Annotated in this window: 21 protein-coding genes; 13 read left to right on the forward strand and 8 right to left on the reverse strand. The window is 72.8% G+C overall.

Going from position 1 to position 22,064, the window contains the following annotated elements; genetic code table 11:
• The first annotated feature begins 139 nt into the window (after positions 1 to 139).
• Both I5731_RS07775 and I5731_RS07780 read left to right on the forward strand, forming a co-directional pair.
• Entirely contained in the window at positions 140 to 619 is a 480-nt protein-coding gene (locus tag I5731_RS07775) for a tripartite tricarboxylate transporter TctB family protein (protein ID WP_197310796.1), read from the forward strand.
• Positions 619 to 2,127: a tripartite tricarboxylate transporter permease gene (locus I5731_RS07780; protein WP_197310797.1), complete on the forward strand. Its 1,509-nt coding sequence runs from the start codon at positions 619 to 621 to the stop codon at positions 2,125 to 2,127. The genes I5731_RS07775 and I5731_RS07780 overlap by 1 nt, the downstream gene beginning before the upstream one ends.
• 106 nt (positions 2,128 to 2,233) lie before the next feature.
• Here the strand turns inward: I5731_RS07780 and I5731_RS07785 are convergent, their stop codons facing one another.
• Complete coding sequence (locus tag I5731_RS07785) at positions 2,234 to 3,565, reverse strand: NAD(P)/FAD-dependent oxidoreductase (RefSeq protein WP_197311161.1); 1,332 nt, start codon at positions 3,563 to 3,565, stop codon at positions 2,234 to 2,236.
• Positions 3,566 to 3,914: 349 nt separating this feature from the next.
• Here I5731_RS07785 and I5731_RS07790 point away from each other — a divergent pair, with 349 nt between their 5' ends.
• Both I5731_RS07790 and I5731_RS07795 read left to right on the forward strand, forming a co-directional pair.
• Positions 3,915 to 6,539 carry an AMP-binding protein gene (locus I5731_RS07790; protein ID WP_197310798.1) on the forward strand — a complete coding sequence of 875 codons (2,625 nt, stop codon included), beginning with the start codon at positions 3,915 to 3,917 and terminating at the stop codon, positions 6,537 to 6,539.
• Between the two features lie 144 nt (positions 6,540 to 6,683).
• Positions 6,684 to 8,246, forward strand: a complete 1,563-nt coding sequence (locus tag I5731_RS07795) for an acyl-CoA synthetase (protein ID WP_197310799.1) — start codon at positions 6,684 to 6,686, stop codon at positions 8,244 to 8,246.
• An 84-nt stretch (positions 8,247 to 8,330) separates the two neighbouring features.
• Here I5731_RS07795 and secB read toward each other — a convergent pair whose 3' ends face one another.
• Both secB and I5731_RS07805 read right to left on the reverse strand, forming a co-directional pair.
• Positions 8,331 to 8,834: a protein-export chaperone SecB gene (secB, locus tag I5731_RS07800; protein ID WP_197310800.1), complete on the reverse strand. Its 504-nt coding sequence runs from the start codon at positions 8,832 to 8,834 to the stop codon at positions 8,331 to 8,333.
• Positions 8,835 to 9,021: 187 nt separating this feature from the next.
• Positions 9,022 to 9,552 (reverse strand): FxsA family protein, encoded by a 531-nt coding sequence (locus tag I5731_RS07805; RefSeq protein WP_197310801.1) that lies wholly within the window; start codon positions 9,550 to 9,552, stop codon positions 9,022 to 9,024.
• Between the two features lie 207 nt (positions 9,553 to 9,759).
• Here I5731_RS07805 and I5731_RS07810 point away from each other — a divergent pair, with 207 nt between their 5' ends.
• The 5 genes from I5731_RS07810 to I5731_RS07830 all read left to right on the forward strand — a co-directional run bounded on the left by I5731_RS07810 (position 9,760) and on the right by I5731_RS07830 (position 14,227).
• A complete protein-coding gene (locus tag I5731_RS07810) occupies positions 9,760 to 10,449 on the forward strand; it encodes a Tim44/TimA family putative adaptor protein (RefSeq protein ID WP_235981633.1) in 690 nt (229 codons plus the stop codon).
• Between the two features lie 115 nt (positions 10,450 to 10,564).
• Positions 10,565 to 11,707, forward strand: coding sequence for a murein transglycosylase A (mltA, locus tag I5731_RS07815; protein WP_197310803.1), 1,143 nt, complete (start codon positions 10,565 to 10,567; stop codon positions 11,705 to 11,707).
• Complete coding sequence (locus tag I5731_RS07820) at positions 11,697 to 12,356, forward strand: Smr/MutS family protein (RefSeq protein WP_328838394.1); 660 nt, start codon at positions 11,697 to 11,699, stop codon at positions 12,354 to 12,356. Before mltA ends, I5731_RS07820 begins: the two co-directional genes overlap by 11 nt.
• Before the next feature lie 41 nt (positions 12,357 to 12,397).
• On the forward strand, positions 12,398 to 12,769 hold the full coding sequence (locus I5731_RS07825) for a helix-turn-helix domain-containing protein (protein WP_197310804.1): 372 nt from the start codon (positions 12,398 to 12,400) through the stop codon (positions 12,767 to 12,769).
• 600 nt (positions 12,770 to 13,369) lie between these two features.
• Positions 13,370 to 14,227 carry a MurR/RpiR family transcriptional regulator gene (locus I5731_RS07830; RefSeq protein WP_197310805.1) on the forward strand — a complete coding sequence of 286 codons (858 nt, stop codon included), beginning with the start codon at positions 13,370 to 13,372 and terminating at the stop codon, positions 14,225 to 14,227.
• 68 nt (positions 14,228 to 14,295) lie between these two features.
• Here I5731_RS07830 and cysK read toward each other — a convergent pair whose 3' ends face one another.
• The 3 genes from cysK to coaBC form a co-directional block, all read right to left on the reverse strand.
• Positions 14,296 to 15,258 carry a cysteine synthase A gene (gene cysK / locus I5731_RS07835; protein ID WP_197310806.1) on the reverse strand — a complete coding sequence of 321 codons (963 nt, stop codon included), beginning with the start codon at positions 15,256 to 15,258 and terminating at the stop codon, positions 14,296 to 14,298.
• A 207-nt stretch (positions 15,259 to 15,465) separates the two neighbouring features.
• Positions 15,466 to 15,918, reverse strand: a complete 453-nt coding sequence (gene dut / locus I5731_RS07840; RefSeq protein ID WP_197310807.1) for a dUTP diphosphatase — start codon at positions 15,916 to 15,918, stop codon at positions 15,466 to 15,468.
• On the reverse strand, positions 15,915 to 17,180 hold the full coding sequence (coaBC, locus tag I5731_RS07845) for a bifunctional phosphopantothenoylcysteine decarboxylase/phosphopantothenate--cysteine ligase CoaBC (protein WP_197311163.1): 1,266 nt from the start codon (positions 17,178 to 17,180) through the stop codon (positions 15,915 to 15,917). The genes dut and coaBC overlap by 4 nt, the downstream gene beginning before the upstream one ends.
• Positions 17,181 to 17,314: 134 nt before the next feature.
• On the opposite strand from coaBC, the gene I5731_RS07850 reads away from it, so the two are divergent.
• A complete protein-coding gene (locus I5731_RS07850; RefSeq protein ID WP_197310808.1) occupies positions 17,315 to 18,202 on the forward strand; it encodes an SMP-30/gluconolactonase/LRE family protein in 888 nt (295 codons plus the stop codon).
• Positions 18,203 to 18,472: 270 nt separating this feature from the next.
• Here the strand turns inward: I5731_RS07850 and I5731_RS07855 are convergent, their stop codons facing one another.
• Entirely contained in the window at positions 18,473 to 18,808 is a 336-nt protein-coding gene (locus I5731_RS07855; RefSeq protein WP_197310809.1) for a hypothetical protein, read from the reverse strand.
• A 165-nt stretch (positions 18,809 to 18,973) separates the two neighbouring features.
• Positions 18,974 to 19,324 (reverse strand): hypothetical protein, encoded by a 351-nt coding sequence (locus I5731_RS07860; protein ID WP_197310810.1) that lies wholly within the window; start codon positions 19,322 to 19,324, stop codon positions 18,974 to 18,976.
• A 159-nt stretch (positions 19,325 to 19,483) separates the two neighbouring features.
• On the opposite strand from I5731_RS07860, the gene I5731_RS07865 reads away from it, so the two are divergent.
• From I5731_RS07865 to I5731_RS07875, 3 genes are read left to right on the forward strand one after another with little or no spacing between them, the layout of a single operon-like run.
• Positions 19,484 to 20,038: a hypothetical protein gene (locus tag I5731_RS07865; protein WP_197310811.1), complete on the forward strand. Its 555-nt coding sequence runs from the start codon at positions 19,484 to 19,486 to the stop codon at positions 20,036 to 20,038.
• The gene (locus I5731_RS07870) at positions 20,038 to 20,694 is read left to right on the forward strand and encodes a response regulator transcription factor (RefSeq protein WP_197310812.1); all 657 of its coding nucleotides are present in this window, start codon (positions 20,038 to 20,040) and stop codon (positions 20,692 to 20,694) included. The genes I5731_RS07865 and I5731_RS07870 overlap by 1 nt, the downstream gene beginning before the upstream one ends.
• Positions 20,695 to 20,699: 5 nt before the next feature.
• Positions 20,700 to 22,055 (forward strand): sensor histidine kinase, encoded by a 1,356-nt coding sequence (locus I5731_RS07875; RefSeq protein WP_197310813.1) that lies wholly within the window; start codon positions 20,700 to 20,702, stop codon positions 22,053 to 22,055.
• Positions 22,056 to 22,064 lie beyond the last annotated feature (9 nt).

Raw genomic sequence — 22,064 nt, forward strand, 5'->3', positions numbered from 1 at the left:
CCGCTGCCCGGCAGGCGCCCCGCCCCGCCGGTGAACCGTCAAGACTGAGCGGCGGCGGACGCCTGTTCCGCCGCCGAACGGCTTCCCGCGCCATGCGGTCCTCGTGCAGAGGCCCGGCGCGTTCAACAGGATCGATGCCATGATACCCCGCTCCCAGCGCGGCGCGCTCGCCGTCGGCCTCGCCGTCGCGACGATCGGCCTCGCCGTGCTCGCCATCACCCTGCAGGTGCAGACCTCGCCGATGTATTCCCGGGTCGGGCCGACCGCGTTCCCCTACGGGATCGGCGCGGTGCTCAGCCTGCTCGGCCTGCTCCTGATGCTCGACGCCCGGCGCGGCAGCTGGATCTGCGAGGCGACCGAGACCAATGCCGACAAGCCGGACTGGAAGGCGATCGCCATCATCGTCACCGGCTTCGTCGCCGCGATGATCCTGGTTGCGACCGTCGGCTTCATCATCGCCGCGACGGCACTGTTCACCGCCGCGACGATCGCCTTCGGCCTGCGCAAGCCGGTGAAGTCGGCGGCGATCGGCTTCGTCATCGCCTTCATCGCCTACTTCACCTTCGCCAAGCTGCTCGGCCTCAGGATGGGTACCGGCATCATCGAGAGGTTCCTCTGATGGATTCGCTCGCCTCGCTCGCGCACGGCTTTTCCGTCGCGCTCACGCCGGTCGCCATCCTCTGGTGCATGCTCGGCGTCACGCTCGGCACCGCCATCGGCGTGCTGCCCGGCCTCGGACCGGCGCTCACCATCGCGCTGCTCCTGCCGATCACCTTCCAGGTCGAGGCGACCAACGCCTTCATCCTGTTCGCCGGCATCTATTTCGGCGCGATGTTCGGCGGCTCGACCACCTCGATCCTGATCAACACCCCCGGCGAGAGCGCGACCATCGTCACGGCGCTCGAGGGGCACAAGATGGCGAAGAAGGGCCGCGGCGCCCAGGCGCTCGCCACCGCCGCGATCGGCTCCTTCGTCGCCGGCACCATCGGCGTCATCGGCATCACCTTCCTCGCACCCGTCGTCGTCTCGTTCGCGCTGCGCTTCGGGCCGCCGGAGTATTTCGCGCTGATGGTGCTCGCCTTCATCACCGTCTCGGCGGTGCTCGGCGTCTCGCGGTTGCGCGGCCTGACCAGCCTGTTCATCGGCCTTCTGATCGGCCTCGTCGGCATCGACCTGCAGACCGGCCAGGCCCGCTTCACCTTCGGCGTGCCGGAACTGCTCGACGGCATCGACGTCGTGGTGATCTGCGTCGGCCTGTTCGCCGTCGGCGAGACCTTCTACCTCGCCGGCCGCCACTACATGGGCCAGGACGAGATCGTGCCGATCCGCGGTTCGCTGTGGATGAGCCGGAGCGACTGGGCGCGCTCGTGGAAGGGCTGGCTGCGCGGCGCCTTCATCGGCTTCCCGATCGGCGCGCTGCCGGCGGGCGGCGCCGAGGTGCCGACCTTCCTGTCCTACTGGCTGGAAAAGCGGCTCTCGAAGCACCCGGAGGAATTCGGCCACGGCGCCATCGAGGGCGTCGCGGGTCCGGAGGCGGCGAACAACGCCTCGGCCGCCGGCGTGCTGGTGCCGATGCTGACCCTCGGCCTGCCGACCTCGGCGACCGCCGCGATCATGCTGTCGGCGTTCCAGAGCTACGGCATCAACCCCGGCCCGATGCTGCTGTCGACCCAGCCCGACCTCGTCTGGGGCCTGATCGCCAGCCTCTACATCGCCAACGTGCTGCTGCTGGTGCTCAACCTGCCGCTGGTCGGCCTCTGGGTGCGCATCCTGCACATCCCGAAGCCCTACCTCTATGCCGGCATCCTGATCTTCGCGATGGTCGGGACCTACGGCATCAGCCAGTCGGTGTTCGACCTCGGCCTGCTGCTCGCCGTCGGCTTCCTCGGCCTTTTGATGCGGCTCTACGACTTCCCGACCTCGCCGGTGATCATCGGCATGATCCTCGGGCCGCTCGCCGAGCAGGAGTTCCGCCGCGCGATGATCACCAGCCAGGGCGACGTCACGGTGTTCTTCACCCGGCCGCTGTCGCTGTCGCTGATCGTGATCGCGCTGGCGCTGCTGTTCGTGCCGCCGCTGATCGGCTTCATCCGCTCCCGGCGCCAGCGCACCAACGCCGCCGCCTGACGCGGCGCGAGACCGCAAACGACGAAGGGCCCGCCTCGGTCGACGAGGCGGGCCCTTCTTGTTTTGCCGCGGCGGCGAGATCCGTCCCAGTTTCCAAGTGCAGTCCTCAGACGCCGGTGACCGGCCGCGGCCGGCTGCCGTCGGTGAAGCGGGTGAAGCGGAAGTCGGTCGGGTCGGTGAAGGGGGTGGCGCCGGTGACGAGGTCGGCCATCAGCCGGCCCGCCGCCGGGCCGACGCCGAAGCCGTGACCCGAGAAGCCGGTGGCGAGGTAGAAGCCGGGAATTTCGTCGAAGCCGGAGATCACCGGCACCGCGTCCGGCGTCGCGTCGATCATGCCGGCCCACTGCTGCGCGATCGTCGCCTTGGCGAAGGCCGGGAACGCCTTGCCGGCGGCGGCGAAGGCCTGGCGGTTCATCCACTCGACCGGTTCGGGATCGAGGGTGCGCACGCGCTCGAACGGCGAGGGCCTATCCATTGCCGCCGGGCGCCAGTTGAGGAACTCCTCCTTGAAGCGGCCGTCGAGGCGCAGCGACAGGTTGGCGAACTCCAGCATCAGGGCGGGGAGAAAATCCCAGGCGAAGCGGAAGCTGTCGGGGACGATCGAATAGAGATTGCTGCGGCCGTTGGCGATCGTGTAGCCGCCGTCGAGGCGCTTGCGGAAGGCAAAGCCCGGCAGCCAGCCCTCGCCGTCCGGCCCGCCCTCGACCGGGCCGGTGCGCAGCACCGTCGCCTGGACTTTCAGCTGCGGCAGGCGGATGCCGAGCGGCAGGGTGAAGAGCCGCGACCAGGCGCCGCCGGCGAACACCACGGTATCGGCGGCGACACGGCCGCGCTCGGTGACGATGCCGGCGACCCGGCCGGCGGCGATGTCGAGCCCGCGCACCGCGCAGCGCTCGACGATGAGGCCGCCGCGGCGGCGCACCTCGGCGGCGATCGCCGGCACCGCCTTCTGCGGCTCGGCGCGGCCGTCGGTCGGCGTCCACATCGCGCCGTGGTAGCGGCGGCCGGCGCCGGTGAGGATCGCGGCGGTCTCGTCCGCGCCGATCATGTGCGACGACATCTGGTGCGGCCGGGCGTGCTCCAGCCAGTCCTCGTAATAAGCGACGTCCTTGTCGTTCTCGCAGACGAAGATCGTGCCGGTGCGGCGAAAGCCGGTCTCGGCGCCGACGAGGGCGTTCATGTCGGCCCACATGTCGACGGCGGCGATCGCCAGCGCGATCTCGCGCGGATCGCGCCGCGCGGCGCGGCACCAACCCCAGTTGCGGCTCGACTGTTCGCCGGCGAGGTGGCCCTTCTCGCAGACCAGCACCTTCAGCCCCCGCTGCACCAGCGCCAGCGCCGTGCAGATGCCGATGATGCCGCCGCCGACGATGGCGACGTCGACATGGGACGGCAGGTGGGTGTCGGTCTCGACCGGATCGATCGGCGGCCCCATCAGCGGGCCCCCGCCGGACGGCTGGGGCGCGGCGCGGCCCGAAGCGGCGGCGCGCCTGCGCGGCGGGTCGGCCCGGGGCTGCGGTCCGGCCGGATCATCTGGAATTTCGGGTGCACGTCAGGCTCCGGACAGGAAGGCGCCCCGATGATCCGCGCCGCAACGGGCGCCGTCAAGCCGCATGCTGCAGCTGCGAGCATGGCCACCCGCGCCGCGCGGCCGCCGCGCTCGCCGCCGGCCTGATGTGTGTGCGCCGCCGATCTTTCGGCCGGAGATTATCTTGACTGTAGTTCTCCGGTTATCTATCGCCAAGCCGGCAAAGCAGCCGGCCGGTCCGGTGCCGGATCGGGGGAGCATGATGGCAGCGGTCACCTTCGTCGCCGATCTCGCTCGGTATGGCGCCGCGCCGGCCCTCGTCGTCGACGGACAGCCGCCGATCAGTCATGCGGAGCTCGCCGCGCGGGCGGCCCGTTTCGGCGCCGGCCTCGCCGCACGGCTCGGTCCCGGCAAGCATCTCGTCGCCATCGAGGCCGCGGCATCGGAACACGCCGTGGTCGCCTATCTCGGCACGCTCGGCGCCGGGCACGCCGTGCTGCTGCTGCCGCCGGACGACGAGGTGGCCGTCGCCGCGGCCGAGGCGACCTACCGGCCCGACACGGTGTTCCGCCGGGCCGGCGGCCGCTGGCGCCTGATGGACGGCGCGGTGGACGCCGGGGCGCCGAGGCGCGGCGCCGATGCCGCCCTCCATCCCGATCTCGCCCTCGTCATGACCACCTCCGGCAGCACGGGCCACGGCAAGGGCGTGCGGATTTCGGCAGAGGCGCTCTCGGCGAATGCCGCGGCGATCGCGGCGACGCTGGGCCTTTCGCGTGACGACCGCGCGTCGCTGTTGCTGCCGCTGCACTATTGCTACGGCCTTTCCGTCCTCAACGCCCATCTCGCGGCGGGGGGCAGCGTGCATCTCGCCGGCCGCTCGGTGCTCGCGCCCGACTTCGCCGCCGCCTTCGAGGCCGCCGGCTGCACCACCCTCGCCGGCGTTCCCTTCACCTTCGAACTGCTCGAGCGGACCGGCTTTCGCGAGCGGTTGCCGGCGACGCTGCGGCTGATGACGGTGGCCGGCGGCCGGCCGGACTCCCGGATCGTCGCGCGCTACGAGGCGGCCCTCGCCGCCCGCGGTGGCCGGATGTTCGTGATGTACGGCCAGACCGAGGCGACCGCCCGCATGGCGATCCTGCCCGCGGCCACGGCGCTGGGCCGGCCGGACTGCATCGGCGAGGCGATTCCCGGCGGCAGCTTCCTGCTGCGCGACGACGCCGGCCGGGTGATCGACGGCCCCGGCGGGCCGGGCGAACTCGTCTACCGCGGCCCCAACGTGATGATGGGCTACGCCGAAATCCGCGCCGACCTCGCCCGCGGCGCCGAGGTCGAGGAGCTCGCCACCGGCGACCTCGCCTGCCGCGAGCCCGACGGGCTCTACCGGCTGGTCGGCCGGCGACGCCGGATCTCGAAGATCGCCGGCGTGCGGGTCGGTCACGACGCGCTGGAAGCCGCGCTCGCCGAGCGCGGTATCGCCGCGGCCGTGGTCGGCGACGACGCCCGCGTGCTCGCCGCCTACACCACCGACGTTGCGCCGGCCGAGGTGACAGCGCTGCTGGCGGCCGCCGGCCGGCTGACGGGCGCCCAGGTCGCGGCGATCCGGCTCGGCGAGCTGCCACGGCTCGCCTCGGGCAAGATCGACTACGAGCAACTGCGCGGCCACCTCGCGGCGGCAGCCACCACCCCGGCGCGCCGGGCGGCGGGGGAACCGCTGCTCGAGGTCTACCGCCGCAGCTTCTTTCCCCACCCGGTGGCGGAGAGCGACAGCTTCGCCGGCCTCGGCGGCGATTCGCTGCGCCACGTCGAGATCGCCATGGCGCTGGAGCGCCGGCTCGGCGCCGTGCCGGCCGGCTGGGAGGCGCAGACGGTCGCGGCGCTCGCCGCGCAGGCGCCGGCCGGGCGCGGCGGACGCATGCCGGTGCCGACCGAGATCCTGTTGCGGCCGCTGGCGATCCTGCTCGTGGTGATCCAGCATGCGACGCTCTGGCCGGTGCCGGGCGGGGCGGCGGCGATGATGGTGCTGATCGGCTTCGGCCTCGCCCGGTTCCAGCTGCCGTCGCTCGCGGCGGGCGACGTCGGCCGGGTGTTCCGGCCGCTGGCCCTGGTGCTGCCACCCTATTTCGCGATCGTCGCCGCCTACACGCTCGCCTGGGGCGAGGTGCCGTGGGCCTCGGTATTCCTCACGGGCAACTTCGGCCTCGCCGACCCGGTGCACCACAGCATGGTGCCCTACCTCTACTGGTTCGTGGAAGCCTATGCCCAGCTGCTGCTGGTCGTCGCCGGGCTGTTCCTCGTGCCGGCGGTGCGCCGGGCCGCGGCGGCCGATCCGTTTCGCCTCGGGCTCTGGCTGCTCGCCGGCGCCCTGCTGCTGCGCGCCGGCAGCGAGGCGATCTGGCCGCTCGGGGGCCGGGCGATCTTCACCCTGCCGCACGTCGCGCTGCTCGCCGCCTTCGGCTGGTGCGCCGCCCTCGCCGGCACGTCGCGGCGCCGGCTGCTGGTGCTCGGCCTCGCCGTCGCGGTGATGCCCGTGCTCGCCTATGCCGGGGGCAACTGGACCGGATCATGGGTCAAGTTCGGGCTGCAGGTCCTGGTGCTCGCCGCGCTGCTCTACCTGCCGCAGGTGCCGCTGCCGCGGCGGCTCGCGGCGCCGGTGCTGGCGCTCGCGGCGGCAGGCTACCACGTCTATCTCGTCCACCGCTTCGTGCCCGAACTGCTGCTCGCGCCGCTCGAGCCGCAGCTCCCGCACGGCGTGTTCACCCTGCTCGCGGTCACCGGCGGCGTGGGGCTCGGGCTTCTCGCCTGGCGCGCCGAGGCCCGGTTGCGCGCGCTCTTGCGCGGACGGCGCAGCCGCGCGGCCCGGCCGGCCGTCGGCGCCGGCGCCTGAGCGGAGGAGACGCCCCGCGGGTGCGCCGCTGACCCGCGGACCCGCGCTGGGGCGCCCTGTCGCGGGGCACCGGCGAGACGGCGCGCGAGCGGACAGGATAAACTCGGCCTGTCCGCCTTCCCCGAGCCCGGTGCGCCGCCCGAGATGTCCCCGTCGCCCTCCGCCTTACCGCCGGCCAGCTCCGGCGCGATCCCGGCCCGCTTCAACCTCGCGCGGCACTGCCTCGGCCGCAACGCCGCGCTGCGGCCCGACACGCCGGCGCTGCTGCTGGTCGGCGGCGACGGCGCGGTGGAGGAATGGAGCTATGGCGACCTCGACCGGGCGACGCGCCACGTCGTCGCCGCGCTCGCCGCCGAAGGGTTCGCCCCCGGCGACCGCGTGCTGGTCCGCTGCGGCAACGACCTCGATTTCGTGCTCGCCTTCTTCGCCGCCGCGGGGGCGGGGCTGATCGCGCTGCCGGCCTCGGCGATGCTCACCCCGGACGAACTGCTGTCGCTGGCGCTCGATGCGGGCGCGGCCGCCATCGTGCTCGGCGACGCCTTCGCCGGCGAGCGCGCCGCCTATGCCGGCCGACTGCCGCCCGGCTGCCGGCTGATCGACGTCGCGGCGCTGCGCGCCGGCCGCTGTGCCCCGGTCGCCGACTATGCCGAGACCCGCGCCGAGGACCCGGCCTATCTGATCTACACCTCCGGCACGACGAGCCGGCCGAAGGGCGTGCTGCACGCCCACCGCGCGGTGCTCGGCCGCCGGCCGATGCACGCCGACTGGCTCGGCATCGGCGCCGGCGACGTGCTGCTGCACGCCGGTGCCGTGAACTGGACCTATACGCTCGGCGTCGGCCTATTCGACGCCTGGAGCGTCGGCGCCACCACCGTGCTCTATCGCGGCGACAAGGATCCCGCCGTCTGGCCGCGGCTGATCGCGCGCTTCGGCGCCACCATCTTCGCCGCGGTGCCCACCGTCTACCGGCAGATCCTGAAATACGCCGACCTCGGCGGCGGGGCGATGGCGACGCTGCGCCACGGCGTCACCGCCGGCGAGAGCCTGCCGGCCGGACTGCTCGCCGACTGGCACCGGGCGACCGGGCTCTGGCTCTACGAGGCGTTCGGCATGAGCGAGATCTCGACCTATGTCTCGAGCCGGCCCGGCACGCCGCCGACGCCGGGCTCGCCGGGCCGGCCGCAGCGCGGCCGCCGCATCGCCGTGCTGCCGCGGGAGGGGGGCAGCGAGCCGCTGCCGGTCGGCGAGATCGGCGTGCTCGCCGTGCACCGCTCCGATCCCGGGCTGATGCTCGGCTACTGGCGGCGGCCGGAGGAGGAAGCGGCGGTGTTTCGCGGCGAGTGGTTCGTCGGCGGCGACCTCGCCGCCTTCGACGACGACGGCCGGCTCTGGTTCCACGGCCGCGCAGACGACCTGATGAACGCGATGGGCTACCGCGTCGCGCCGCTCGAGGTCGAGGCGGCGCTGGCGCGGCACCCGGCGATCGCCGAAGTCGCCGTCACGGAGACCCGGGTGCGCGAGGACGTCTCGGTGATCACGGCCTACGTGGTGCTGAGGCCGGAGGCGACGGCCGACGAAGCGGCGCTGGCGGCGTTCGCGGCCGCGCACCTCGCCGCCTACAAGCAGCCGCGCCGCTGGGTATTCGCCGAGCGCCTGCCGCGCACCGCCAACGGCAAGCTCGACCGCAAGGCGCTGGCGCGAAGCTGAAAATCCGCCTTTCGAAACGACGACGGGCGCCCGGCCGGAGCCGCGCGCCCGCTGAACTCTTGCAGACATGCCGCGACGGCGGGGTCAGTTCGCCGGGGTCGCCTGCTGCTGCTGCGCCTGCTGGGCGACGCGCTGCACGTACTGCTGGTAGAGGCTGACGAAGTCGATCGGCTCGATCAGCAGCGGCAGGAAGCCGCCCGAACCGGTCGCGTCGGCGATGATCTGGCGCGCGAAGGGGAACAGGATGCGCGGGCACTCGATCATCACGAAGGGGTGCACGTGCTGCTCGGGCACGTTGTTGATGCGGAACACGCCGCCATAGGTGAGGTCGACCGCGAACAGCACCTCGTCGCCGTAGAGCGCCTTCGCCTCGAGCTTCAGCGACACCTCGTATTCGCCGGGGCCGCGCGGCTTCGGCAGCACGTTGACGTTGACGTTGATGGTCGGGGCCTTGTCGCGCTGGCGCAGGCTGTCGGGGGCGCGCGGGTTCTCGAACGAGAGATCCTTGATGTACTGCGCGACGACGTTGAGCGAGGGCTGCGCGGCGGCGCCCGCCGGGCTGGCGGCTCCGGGGCCGATGGTGCTCATGAAACTGGTCTCTTCCCGTGACGGCGATGATTGGTGCGGCGCGGCGGGGCGCTTCCGGCGAACCCGGCCGGCCGGACGACGGTCCGCGCCGCTCGGGCGACGTTTCGGCTAACACGCCGGGCGGCGGCTATCAAGCATTGCCGGGGCGGCGGCGGCGGTCGGGCGATGCCGCCGGGCCCGCGGCAGGTCAGCCGCCGGGGGTCCAGGGCGAGGTGTCGCCGCGGCCGGGCGGCAGCCGGCCCTGTCCGGGGGCGCCCGGCCCCTCATCCGGCGTCTCGCGCCGGTACTCGTCCGGATCGAGGTCGACGACGCCGCTGCGCGGCCGCTGGCCGCGGGCAAAGCCGCTGCCGACCACGGTGACCGACATGCTGCCCACCACCGAGCGCGCCAGCCGGCGGCGCACGGCGGGGATGAACAGCAGCACGCCGACGACGTCGGTGACGAAGCCGGGGATCAGCAGCAGGAAGCCCGCCACCACCAGCAGGGCGCCTTCGACGATCTCCGAGCCCGGCACGCGGCCGGCGGCGGTCTCGGCGCGGATGCGCCGGATCAGCGCGAGGCCCTGCAGCCGCAGCATCAGCGCGCCGGCGACAGCCGTGAGCAGCACGAGGCCGATCGTCGCGAGGACGCCGACTTCGCGGCCGACCATGATGAAGGCGGCGATCTCCGCGAAGGGGAGCGCGAGGAGGAGGAGGGCGATGATCGGGCCGATACGCATCGGTCGCGCGGGGTCCTTGCATTGGCCAGCGAGCGGGAGCCGCGCCGGCGGGCTGGTCGTTTCCGCAGGACCCCAAAGGACCGCGCGGCACTAAAATCGGCGTCCGGCGATTGGATCGCGGGTGGACCTCGCTTAAATAGGGTTATATGGCCTCTCATGCCACTCGAGCGACGCCAGATTGGACCGACGCGCCGGATGAACGGATTCATGGACTTTACCAGCCTCATATTTCTCGTTCTCGCGGTTGCGATCTTCTGGCGCCTGCGCGGTGTGCTCGGCCGGCGAACGGGCAGCGAACGCCCGCCGGTCGATCCGTTCCCGAAGCGCGACGAAGCCCCCGCCGAGAGCAACGACAATGTCGTGACGCTGCCGCGCAGCGGCCAGCGCGCCCCCGTGCAGAGCGAGGGCAGCGACCGCATCGACGAAATGGCGCCGACCGGCACCGCGCTGAACAAGGCGCTGAAGATGCTGGTGTCCGCCGACGCCAACTTCGAGCCGGACTATTTCCTCACCGGCGCCAGCGCCGCCTACGAGATGATCGTCACCGCCTTTGCCGCCGGCGACCGCGCCGAACTGAAGCCGCTGCTCAGCCCCGAGGTCTACGCCGGCTTCGTCGCCGCGATCGACGAGCGCGAGCGCCGCGGCGAGAAGGTGGAATCGACCTTCGTCGGCATCGACCGCGCCGAGATCACCGAAGCCGCGCTGAAGTCGGGCATCGCCCAGGTGACGGTGCGCTTCGTCAGCAAGCTGATCTCGGTGACGCGCAGCCCGGACGGCACCGTCGTCGACGGCGATCCGACCAAGGTCGCGGAAGTCACCGACGTCTGGACGTTCGCCCGCGAGATCCGCTCGCGCGATCCGAACTGGAAGCTGATCGCCACCGAAGCCGACGCGTGAGCGTCGCGGCGCCCGTGCCGCCGGCGGCGTCGCACGGCGCGCCCGGCCGCCGCTCCGCTGCCGCCGGCCGCGCCCCCGTTCGCCGCTTGCGGCCTTCTTCGCCGATGAGAACCCCATGGCTCCCGATCCCGCCGTCGCACGGCTGACGCCGACGCGCTTTGCGGCGCTCGGCGGCTGGGACGCCGACGACCACGCCGCCGCCTTCGCCGCTTTCCGCCTCAGCGCCGCGCGCATTCTCGAGCATCCGCCCAGCACCAAGGGCTTCGGCATCGACGGCGCCGCGCTGCTCGCCCCCGCCCGCGCCGCGCTGGCGCTGCCGGCGGATCCCGGCCCCGCAGCGGCGCGGCGGTTCTTCGAAGACCGGTTCACGCCGCAGCGGGTGCGCCCGGCCACGGGCAGCGGCTTCGTCACCGGCTATTTCGAGCCCGAGGTGGGCGGCAGCCGCACCCGCAGCGACCGCTTTCCCGTGCCGCTCTACCGCCGCCCGGACGACCTCGTCGCGCTCGGCGACGATCCGGGTGCCGCCCGCGCGGCCGGCCTGCCGGACGGCCTCAGCTGGGCGCGCCGCCGGCCGGACGGGCGGCTCGAGGAACACCCCGACCGCGGCGCGATCCAGCAGGGCGCGCTGGAGGGCCGCGGCCTCGAACTCGTCTTCGTCAAAAGCCTGGTCGAGGCGTTCTTCATCCACGTGCAGGGCTCGGCGCGGATCCGGCTCGCCGAGGGCGGCTCGATGCGGGTCGGCTTTGCGGCCAAGACCGGGCATGCCTATACGGCGATCGGCCGAGTGCTGGTCGAGCGCGGCCTGTTCGAGGCAAAGGACCTCACCGCCGACGTGCTGCGCGCATGGCTGGAGGCGAATCCGGCCGAGGTGCCGGCGCTGCTCGCCCGCAACCGCTCGTTCATCTTCTTCGCCGAGGCGGCGGCGACCGACCCGGCGCTCGGGCCGGTGGCCGCCGCCGGCGTGCCGCTGACGCCGGGGCGCTCGCTGGCGGTCGACCGGGCGCTGGTCACCTTTCACCTCCCGGTCTGGCTCAGCCTCGACGTCGGGCTCGACGGCGTCGCGGCCGACGGCGGCCGGCGGGTGCGGCGGCTGATGGTGGCGCAGGACACCGGTTCGGCGATCGTCGGCCCGGCGCGCGGCGACATCTTCTTCGGCAGCGGCGAGGCGGCCTGGCGCCAGGCGGCGCCGGTGCGGCATCCGGCGCGGTTCACGCTGCTGGTGCCGCGGCGACGGGGGCCCGCGCGCCGTGGCGACTGACCGCCCGACCAACCGGCCGAAGGCCGCCGCGGCGCATCCCGCCGGGCGCCCCGCCAACGAGACCACCGGCCGGCCGCGTGCCGGCCGCGGCAAGATGAGCGCCGAGGATTCCGCGCTCTGGGCCGCGGTGAAGCGCTCGGTGACGCCGCTCCGGCCGAAGGATGCCGACCAGCCGCTGATCCTCGCCGCCCCGCCGCCCGAGACCGCCGCGCCGGCGCCGCCGCAGGCCGGGGTGCCCGCCGCGCCGGCGGTGCCGAAGCGCCCGCTGCCACCGCCGCCGCAACCGGCGCTGCAGCCGCTCGCCCGCAAGGAAAAGCAGAAGATCGTGCGCGGCAACGCGCCGATCGACGGCCGCATCGACCTGCACGGGCTGACCCAGGCCGAGGCGCACGCCCGGCTGCTCGGCTTCGTCGCCGGGGCGCAGGCGCGCGGCGCGCGCACCGTGCTGGTCATCACCGGCAAGGGCCGCAGCGACGGCGGCGGCTTCGAGGCGCTGCACCAGCCCGAGCGCGGCGTGCTGCGCCGCATGGTGCCGCTGTGGCTGGCGCTGCCGGAGTTTCGCCGCTTCGTGCTCGGCTTCGAGGAGGCGCATTTCGCCCATGGCGGCAGCGGGGCGATCTACGTGATGATCCGCAAGCGCAAGGCCTGAGCCGCGACGCGTGGCGCCGGGGGCGCGAGGAGGGGGAGACGATGACGCCGTTCGGGGCGAAGGTGCGCGAACTCCGCGCCCGCCGCAAGGTGACGCTGAAGGAGATGGCGGCGGCGATCGGCGTCTCCAGCGCCTATCTCAGCGCGCTCGAACACGGCAAGCGCGGCACGCCGACCTGGTACACGGTCCAGCGCATCATCGCCTATTTCAACGTGATCTGGGACGAGGCCGAAGAGCTGCAGCGCCTCGCCGAGGCCTCGGACCCGCGCGTCGTGATCGAGACCGGCGGCCTCGACCCGAAAGCGACCGAACTCGCCAACCTGCTCGCCCGCCGCATCGCCGAGCTGAAGCGGCCGCAGCTCGACCAGCTGATCGAGGCGATCCGCAGCGCGGAACCGCGGCGGCGGCGGTGAGGGGGGGCGGCGGCGCAACACCCTCACTCCTCTCCGGCGTCCTTGCCGGGCTTGACCCGGCAACCCACTCGCGGCGCCACTTGGGATGACGGAACATGGTGTCGGCGACAAGAGCCGCTCGTTGAAGCCGATGTGACCGGGTTGCCGGGCCAGATCCCCTGCTGTCCGGTTCAGCCGGCGGCAGGGGCCGGCGCACCCGGCCTCGTCCTTCGAGACGGCCCGTTCCGGGCCTCCTCAGGATGAGGCCTTCGAGGTGTTCTCGTTTTATTTCCGGCGTTTATCCTTTTCCCTCATCCTGAGGAAGCCGCGCAGCGGCTGTCTCGAAGGGCGAGGGAAAAGCCGGGGCGTCGGCAGACCGCGCGTCGCGGCCGACAGGAGTTGCTCGTTGAGGTCGGGTGATTGGGTTGCCGGGTCACGCCCGGCAAAGACGGTTGAGTGCCCTCTCACGACGTGGACGCGCCCGTTCCTTCGCTCTTCCCTCCCGGCGCAGATCGCACGCTCCCCCTCGCCCTCATCACCGCATCCCCCACCCCGCTTTGCCTTCCCTGCCGGAACGTCTAGTCTGCACTGCCGAATGAATGGAACAGGGGCGCGGGGGCGATGAGTGATGAGGCGGCAGGGGCCGACGGGCGGGCGCCGCGCGATTTCGACAGTCTGCGCGACCTGTTGCTCGCCCGGCGACCGAGCCTGCCGAAGCGGCTGGCGCAGGTGGCGAGCTTCGCCATGGCCAATCCCGACGACATCGCCTTCGGCACGGCGGCCAGCATCGCCGAGGCGGCGGAGGTGCAGCCTTCGACGCTGGTGCGCTTTGCCCAGGCGCTCGGCTACCAGGGATTTTCGGAATTGCAGTCGGTGTTCCGCTCGCGGCTGCGCGACCGGGTGCTCGACTATGACGAGCGGCTGCAGGCACTCGCCGGCCACGTCGGCGGCACCGCCCGCTCCGGCCTGCTGTTCGCCGGCTTTGCCCATGCCGCCGAGCAGTCGGTGCGGACGCTGCGCGATCGCATCGATCCCGCCCGGCTCGACGCGGCGGTGGAGACGCTGGCGCGCGCCGACACGATCTACCTGATCGGCCAGCGCCGCTCCTTCCCGGTGACGAGCTACATGAGCTACGCCATGGGCAAGCTCGGCATCCGCAACGTGCTGATCGGCTCGGCGGTCGGCACCGACGCGGAGACCGTGACATTCGCCGGCCCGCGCGACGCGGCGCTCGCGGTCAGCTTCACCCCCTATGCCTCGACGACGATCGAACTCAGCCGCCAGCTCACCGCCCGCGGTGTGCCGCTGATCACCATCACCGACAGCCCGTTCAGCCCGCTCGCCGCGTTCGGCGCGGTGTGGTTCGAGGTGGTCGAGGTCGACTACGAGGGGTTCCGGCCGCTGTCGGCGACGCTGGCGCTGGCGATGACGCTCACCGTGGCGGTGGCCGAGGCGCGGCGCGAGCCGGCGGAGACCTGAGCGGCCCCACTTAGAAAAGCCGCCCGGAAATCGCGGTTTCCGGCCGGTTCTCAGAGTGCTTAGCCGGCTTATTCGAGCCCTTCGAACAGCGCCGTGGAGAGATAACGCTCGGCGAACGAGGCAATGATGATGACGATCGTCTTGCCGGCGAACTCCGGCCGCTGGCCGATCTTCACCGCCGCGGCGATGGCGCCACCCGACGAGATGCCGACCGGGATGCCCTCGAGGCGGGCCGCGAGGCGGGCATAGTCGAAGGCCTCGTCGTTCGTCACCGTCACCACCTCGTCGTAGACGGTGGTGTCGAGGATGCAGGGCACGAAGCCGGCGCCGATCCCCTGAATCTTGTGCGGCCCGGGATTGCCGCCGGACAGCACCGGGCTGTCGGCCGGCTCGACCGCGACGATGTGGACGCCGGGCCGGCGCGCCTTCAGCACCTGGCCGACGCCGGTGATGGTGCCGCCGGTGCCGATGCCGGCGACGAAGACGTCGATCTCGCCGGCGGTGTCGTTCCAGATTTCCTCGGCGGTGGTGCGGCGGTGGATCTCCGGGTTGGCCGGGTTCTCGAACTGCTGCGGAATGATCGCGCCGGGGATGGTGGCGACGAGTTCCTCGGCGCGGGCGATGGCGCCCTTCATGCCCTTGGCGGCGGGGGTGAGGTCGAGCTCGGCGCCGAGCAGCTTCAGCATCTTGCGCCGCTCGACCGACATCGATTCCGGCATCACCAGGATGATGCGGTAGCCCTTGGCGGCGGCGGCGAAGGCGAGCGCGATGCCGGTGTTGCCCGAGGTCGGCTCGACCAGCGTCGTCTCACCGGCCTTGATGGTGCCGGCGGCTTCCAGCGCCTCGATCATCGCGACGCCGATGCGGTCCTTCACCGAGGCGATCGGGTTGAAGAACTCGAGCTTGGCGACGAGATGCGCCGCGACGCCCTTTTCCTTGGCGATCTTGTCGAGCCGCACCAGCGGCGTGTCGCCGATCGTCTCGGTGATCGAGCCGTAGATCTTGCCCCGGCCGCGTTTCACGTCGCTCATGCTCGTTTCTCCGTCGTCGTTCGGTTGCGCCGCCGCCTGCGACAAGACCGCCGCCGCGGGGCGTTTTCATGGCGCCGACACTAGCCTCCGGCGGCCTGCGAGACCAGCCTGCGCCGCGTGCCCGGCCGCCCGACCAAGGCAAAACCATTCCAGAACGGGAGACTTTCCGGCAAAATCCTGCCGGGTCGGGGCGCGGAACGCCGCGCCTCAGCGCCCCGTCGAGCCGAAGCCGCCTGCGCCGCGCGCCGTCGCGTCGAGGCTGTCCGTCTCGGTGAGTTCGGCGCGCGTCACCGGCGCCACCACCATCTGCGCGATGCGCTCGCCGCGAGCGATGACAAAGGGCTCGGCGCCGAGGTTGACGAGGATCACCTTCACCTCGCCGCGGTAGTCGGCGTCGATGGTGCCGGGGCTGTTCAGCACCGTGACGCCGAATTTCGCCGCGAGCCCCGAGCGCGGCCGCACCTGCGCCTCGAAACCCGGCGGCAGCGCGATCATCAGCCCGGTCGGCACCAGCGCGCGGCCGCCGGGGGGCAGCGTCAGCGGTGCCTCGACGGCGGCGCGCAGGTCCATGCCGGCGGCGTCCGCGGTCTCATAGGCCGGCAGCGGCAGGCCCTCGGCATGGGCGAGGCGCCGGACGGCGACGGAAATCGAGCGGGTCATGCGGGGTCTCCGGCCGGATCTGCTGCCAGGTCTTCGGCCAAATCTGTCGCCGAGGCGAGCCGTGCGGCGATCCAGGCGGCCAGGCGCGTGCCGACCTCGGCTTTGGGCAGCGTCGGCCAGGTCTCGGTGCCCTCCGCGGTGACGAGGTGCACGGTGTTGGCGTCGCCGCCGAAGACGCCCGACGCCGGCGAGACATCGTTGGCGACGATGAGATCGGCGCCCTTGCGGGCGAGCTTTTCGCGGGCGTAGATCTCGACCGCGCCGGTCTCGGCGGCAAACCCGACGACGAGCGCCGGTCGCAGCGCCGCGTGATGGCCGACGGTCGCGAGGATGTCCGGGTTGAGCGCGAGGCCGAGCGGCGGCGGCGCGCCGCTGCCGTCCTTCTTCAGCTTGGTGTCCGCGGCGTCCGCGACGCGCCAGTCGGCGACGGCGGCGGCCATCACGGCGATGTCGGCGGGAAGCGCGGCGAGCGTCGCCTGCAGCATCTCGCGCGCGGTTTCGACCCGCACGACGCGGACCCCGGCGGGATCGACGAGCGACACCGGGCCGCTCACCAGCGTGACCTCGGCGCCGAGGGCGGCGAGCGCCGCCGCGACCGCGTGGCCCTGCTTGCCGGAGGAGCGGTTGGCGATGTAGCGCACCGGGTCAATCGGCTCGTGCGTCGGCCCGGAGGTGACGACGGCGCGGCGGCCGGCGAGCGGGCGCGGCGCGGTGGCCGCGAAGTGGCCCTCGATCGCGGCGAGGATCTCCATCGGCTCGGCGAGCCGGCCGGCGCCGGTCTCGCCGCGCTCGGCCATCGCGCCGACGTTGGGGCCGACGAAGCGGATGCCGTCCGCCGCGAGCGTCGCCACATTGCGACGCGTCGCCGGGTGGCCCCACATGCGCGGGTTCATCGCGGGGGCGACGAGGACCGGCTTGTCGGTGGCGAGCAGGCAGTTGCTGGCGAGGTCGTCGCAGAGGCCGTGCGCCATTTTGGCGATGAGGTCGGCGGTGGCGGGGGCGACGACGAGGAGGTCGGCCTCGCGCGACAGGCGGATGTGGCCGATCTCGTTCTCGTCGGTGAGATCGAACAGGTCGGTGAAGACGCGGCTTTCGGTGAGGGCGCCGACGGCGAGCGGCGTCACGAACTGGTGCGCGGATTTCGTCATCACGGCGCGGACGGACGCGCCGCGCTCGCGCAGCCGCCGGACCAGTTCCAGCACCTTGTAGGCGGCGATGCCGCCGCCGATGATCAGCAGAATGCGCTTGCCCTGCAGCATGATCCCGTCCGTCTCAAACCGGCGCGGACCCTAGCGCGATCGCACCGGCGCGGCCAGCCCGCAGCGGTGCCGCGGCGGATCTTGCCGGCATGACGCGGATATGGTGAGAAGGTCGCCCCTGCCCCGGAGATCCCCCGATGACCAAGGTCCGCTGCCTCGCCCCGACCGGAGACCGCACCGGCGAAGGCGCCGTCTGGATCGCAGAGGAGGGCAAGGTCTACTGGACCGACATCAACCGCTTCCTGATCCACGCCCTCGTGCCCGGCGAGCGGGCGGTCTCGACCTGGTTCTTCGACGAACCCGTCGTGGCGCTCGCCGCGACGACGCGGCCGGGCACGCTGCTCGTCGCGCTCGCATCAAAGCTGACGCTGTGGCAGCCGGCGAACGATGCGCGGGGTCCGTTCGGCTTCGAGCTCGCCGACTTCCCGCACGCCCGGCTCAACGACGGCCGCGCCGACCCCGCCGGCCGCTTCTGGGTCGGCTCGATGGGCAACAACGTCGGCCCGGACGGCGAGGGCCTGCCGGCGTTCAAGGGGGCGGGCAAGCTGTTCCAGGTCGGGACGGCCGGTGCGGCCGAAACCGTGCTCTCCGGCATCGGCATCTCGAACACGCTCGCCTGGAGCCCGGACCGCAGCCGCTTCTATTTCGCCGACACGCTGGAAAACGAGATTCGCGTCTACGACTACGACGAAGCGACGGGCGAGATCGGGCCGGGCGCGCCGTTCTTCGCCGGCTTCGAGCGCGGCGCGCCGGACGGTTCGGCGATGGATGCCGACGGCTTCCTCTGGAACTGCCGCTGGGGCGGCGGCTGCATTGTGCGCATCGCGCCGGACGGCAGCGTCGACCGGGTGATCGAGATGCCGACCGACAACATCACCACCTGCACCTTCGGCGGCCCGGAGCTGACGACGCTGCTGGTGACGACCGCCGCCAGCGAGCGGCCGACCGACCGGCTGGCGGGCTCGCTGTTCGCGCTCGACGCCGGGGTGGCGGGGCTGCCGGAGAACCGGGTGCGGATCGACTGAGGTGTTTTTTCGCGGGGGGCGAGGACGACTGAGCCGCCGTGACCCCTCCCGACCCCGCCTCCCGGCGGGGCCACCCTCCCCACAAGGGGGAGGGATCCCGGGCTGTTAGTCCGGGAACGACCGATCAGCCGAATCGGACCGTATTTCAATTAGATGCAGTGCCATCGACATCCCTCCCCCTTGTGGGGAGGGTGGCCCCGCGCAGCGGGGTCGGGAGGGGTCACGGCCTCACCTCACCCGGTCACGCCGCGACCCCGGCAAGACCCCGCCTCAGGCACCCGTCACGTAGCGCGCGTACAGCACGCGGACGCGGTTGTGGAATTCCTGCGGCGTGATGCGGCGGCTGTCGACGAGGCTGGCGTTGGCGATCGATTCGGCCCAGAAGCGCTCCTCGTTCGGTGTCAGCGAGTAGTTCGCCTTCTGGACGGCGTATTGCTGGCGCGCCGCATCGGCGAAGAAGATCTCGCCGCGGTTGCGGCGCACCGCGATGTCACGCTTCTGGTCCTCGACGGACTGGATCATCGTGCTCGACGGCGGCAGCGCGGGGCGCGTGGCGACGCAGGCGGAAAGCAGCAAGGCGAGGAGAACGGCGGCGACGCGGAGCATGGAATCCTCGGCAATGGCGACAGACGGTCGAGCCGAGACATAGCGCATGGCAGAAAGCCGCGAAAGCCCGTCGATCAAATGGCCGGCGCGGCGCGTCGCCCGCGCCCCCGGCACGCGCCCGCCACATCTTGCCGGCGGGCGCGTGCCGATGACGCCGATCGTCGATCAGCCGTGGTTCGGGCCGTCGTCACGGCCGCGGCCGCGGCGCTGGTGGTTCGGGCCGTCGTCACGGCCGCGGCCGTGACGGGCGAGTTCCATGCTCGCCGGCGCCGATTCGATGCGGGTGTGGCCGGGGCCGTCGTCGCGGCCGCGGCCACGACCGCGGCGGCCGTCGGACTTGCGGTCGTCGGACTTGCGGTCGTCGGCGCCGTGCTTGGCGACATCGAGCAGCGGAGCGGCGATTTCGGCGGGGGAGAGGCTCGCGGCCGACGACGGGGCGACGGCGGCGGACGCCGGAGCGGCGAGCAGCGCGGCGAGCAGCGTCGCGATCGAGGTGAGGGTCAGGGTCGTTTTCATGGCTGATGTCCTCCTGTTGGCACGTCCGGCGCGCCTGGCCGGCTCGGTCTGTCCGGCAATCGGCGCCGTCGACGTCTCCTGCCTAGCAGCCCGTGCCCCGCGCCAGCCTGACCGGCGCCGTCAGCGCGTTGTCAGCTTCGAGATGCTAGGCTCGCGAGCATGAGCCCCCCTCGCGTCACGCGCCGCGCCGCGCTTGCTGCCGTCCTGTTCATCGCCGTCCTCGTCACGGCGACGGGGACGGCGCTGGCGCGCGACGGCGGCGGCGGGCATGGCGGCGGCGGGCACGGCGGGGGCGACGGCGGCGGCGGGCACGGGCGTGGCGGGCACGGGGGCGAGGGGCGAGGGGGCGAGGGGCGCGGCGAGAACGGCCGGCGCGGCGGCGACGACCGCCGTGACGACGAACGCGACGACGAACGCGACGACGAACGGCGCGACCGGACGGAGGTCGAAGACGACGACTGGACCGCGGACGGCAGCCTGCTCGACCAGGACGAGGCCCGCGCGGCGCTGGCCGCGGGACGCATCGTGGCCTTCGCCGACATCGCCCGGACGGTGCGGGACGCAAGCTCCGGCCGGATCGTGGCGGTCGACCTCCTGCGCGCCCGCAGCGGCCGGCTCAGCTACCGGATCGTCCTGATAGAAGGTGCCGGCGACTACTGGCAGGTTTCGGTCGACGCGGAGCGGAACAGGCTGATCGACATGAGGCGGCGCTGATGCGGATCCTGGTGGTGGAAGACGAGGCGGCGATCGCCGCCGCGATCGCGAAGGCCCTCGCCGGCGCCGGCTATGTCGTCGATCACGCCGACGACGGCGAGGACGCGTGGTTCCGCGCCGACACCGACGAGCCCGACGCGATGATCCTCGATCTCGGCCTGCCGCGGCTCGACGGCCTCAGCGTGCTGCGGCGCCTGCGCGCCGGCGGCTCCCGGCTGCCGGTGATCGTGCTCACTGCCCGCGGCAACTGGATGGAGCGGGTCGAGGGCATCGACGCCGGCGCCGACGACTACATCCCGAAGCCGTTCCAGATGGAGGAACTGCTGGCGCGCCTCGCCGGCGTGCTGCGGCGCACCGGGGGCCACGCGGCGTCGACGATCTCGCTCGGCGACCTCGTGCTGGAACTCCGGCGGCGCTCGGTGACGATCGCGGGGCAGCCGGTGGATCTCTCGGCGCTCGAGTTCCGGGCGCTGCGCTATCTCGCCCACCACCGTGGCCGCGTCGTCTCGCAGGGCGAGCTCTCGAGCCACGTCTACGAGACCGACCGCGAGCCCGACAGCAACGCCGTCGAGGTGCTGGTGGCGCGGCTCCGGCGCAAGATCGGGGCGGAGACGATCGTGACGCGGCGTGGCCAGGGCTACCTGCTGGAGGGGTGAGGGCGATGGCGCTGTTCGATGTGCGTTCGATGCGGCTGCGGGTGCTGGCGATCGCGGCCGTGACCATCGGCGTGACGCTGATGATTGCCGGCGCCACGCTGGTGGTGATGTTCGAACGCCACCTGCAGCGCCGCATCGCGGTCGAGCTCGACGTGCACTGGGCCGGGCTCGCCGGGGCCCTGTCGCTCGGCGAGGACGGGCGCTTCGTGCTGACGCGGCCGCTGGCGGATCCGCGCTACGAACAGCCGCTCTCCGGCACCTACTGGCAGGTGACCGGGGCCGATGGCGCGGTGATGCGCTCGCGCTCGCTGTGGGACGCGGTGCTGGCCTTCCCGGCCCCCGCGAACCCCGACCTGCCGTTCGAGATCGAGGGGCCGGACGGCGCCGAACTCTACGTGCTGTCGCGGCCGGTGCGGCTCGAAGCCGGCGGCGCGGCGGTCCTGACGGTGGCGATCGACCACAAGGAGATCGTCGCGCTGTCGGAGGCCTTTTCCGACGACCTGCGCGTCGCGCTCGGGCTGATCGGCCTGGCGCTGTTCGCCGGCGCGCTGGTGCAGACCGGCGTCGGCCTCGCGCCGCTGCGGCAGATCAGGCGCGCCGTCGCCGACGTGCGCGGCGGCCGCGCCGCCCGGCTCGGCGACCGCTTCGCTTCCGAGATGCAGCCGCTCGCCGACGACCTCGACCGGCTGCTCGACAGCCACGAGCAGCTGCTCGGCAAGGCGCGCGACCGGGCCGGCGCGTTGGCGCACGGCTTCAAGACGCCGCTGACCATCCTCAAGCTGGAGGCGGCCGCGCTGGAGGCGGAAGGACACGGCGAGCGGGCCCGGGTGCTGCGCGAGCAGGTCGAGACCATGCGCCGCCACGTCGAGCAGGAGCTGGCGCGGGTGCGCACGCGCGGCATCCCGGTCAGCGGCAGCGCGCTCGGCGCCGGCGCCGGCGCCGACGTCGCCAGCGGCACCCGGCGCCTGCTCGCCCTGATCCGGCGGATGCCGCACGCCGAGGCGCTGGAGTTCGACGTCGAAATTCCCGAGCGGCTGCAGGTCCGCATGGACCGCGACGATTTCGGCGAGGTGCTCGGCAACCTGCTCGACAATGCCCGCAAATGGGCGCGCTCGCGGGTGGCCGTGCGGGCGCGGGCGGTGGACGCGACCTCGGTGTCGCTCGAGGTCGCCGACGACGGGCCGGGCTTCGGCGCAGACGCCGACCATGCGGCGGCCGGCAACGCCGAGGGCAGCGGCCTCGGGCTCGCCATCGTGCGCGACATCCTCGCCGCCTACGGGACCGGCTACGACGTCGAGCGACGCGACGGCGAGACCGTGGTGCGCCTGCTGCTGACGCGGCCACGGCTCGCCTCGGCCTGACCCCGCTCC

Origin of the sequence: Methylobrevis albus, assembly GCF_015904235.1 — a bacterium.
Taxonomy (GTDB): domain Bacteria; phylum Pseudomonadota; class Alphaproteobacteria; order Rhizobiales; family Pleomorphomonadaceae; genus Methylobrevis_A; species Methylobrevis_A albus.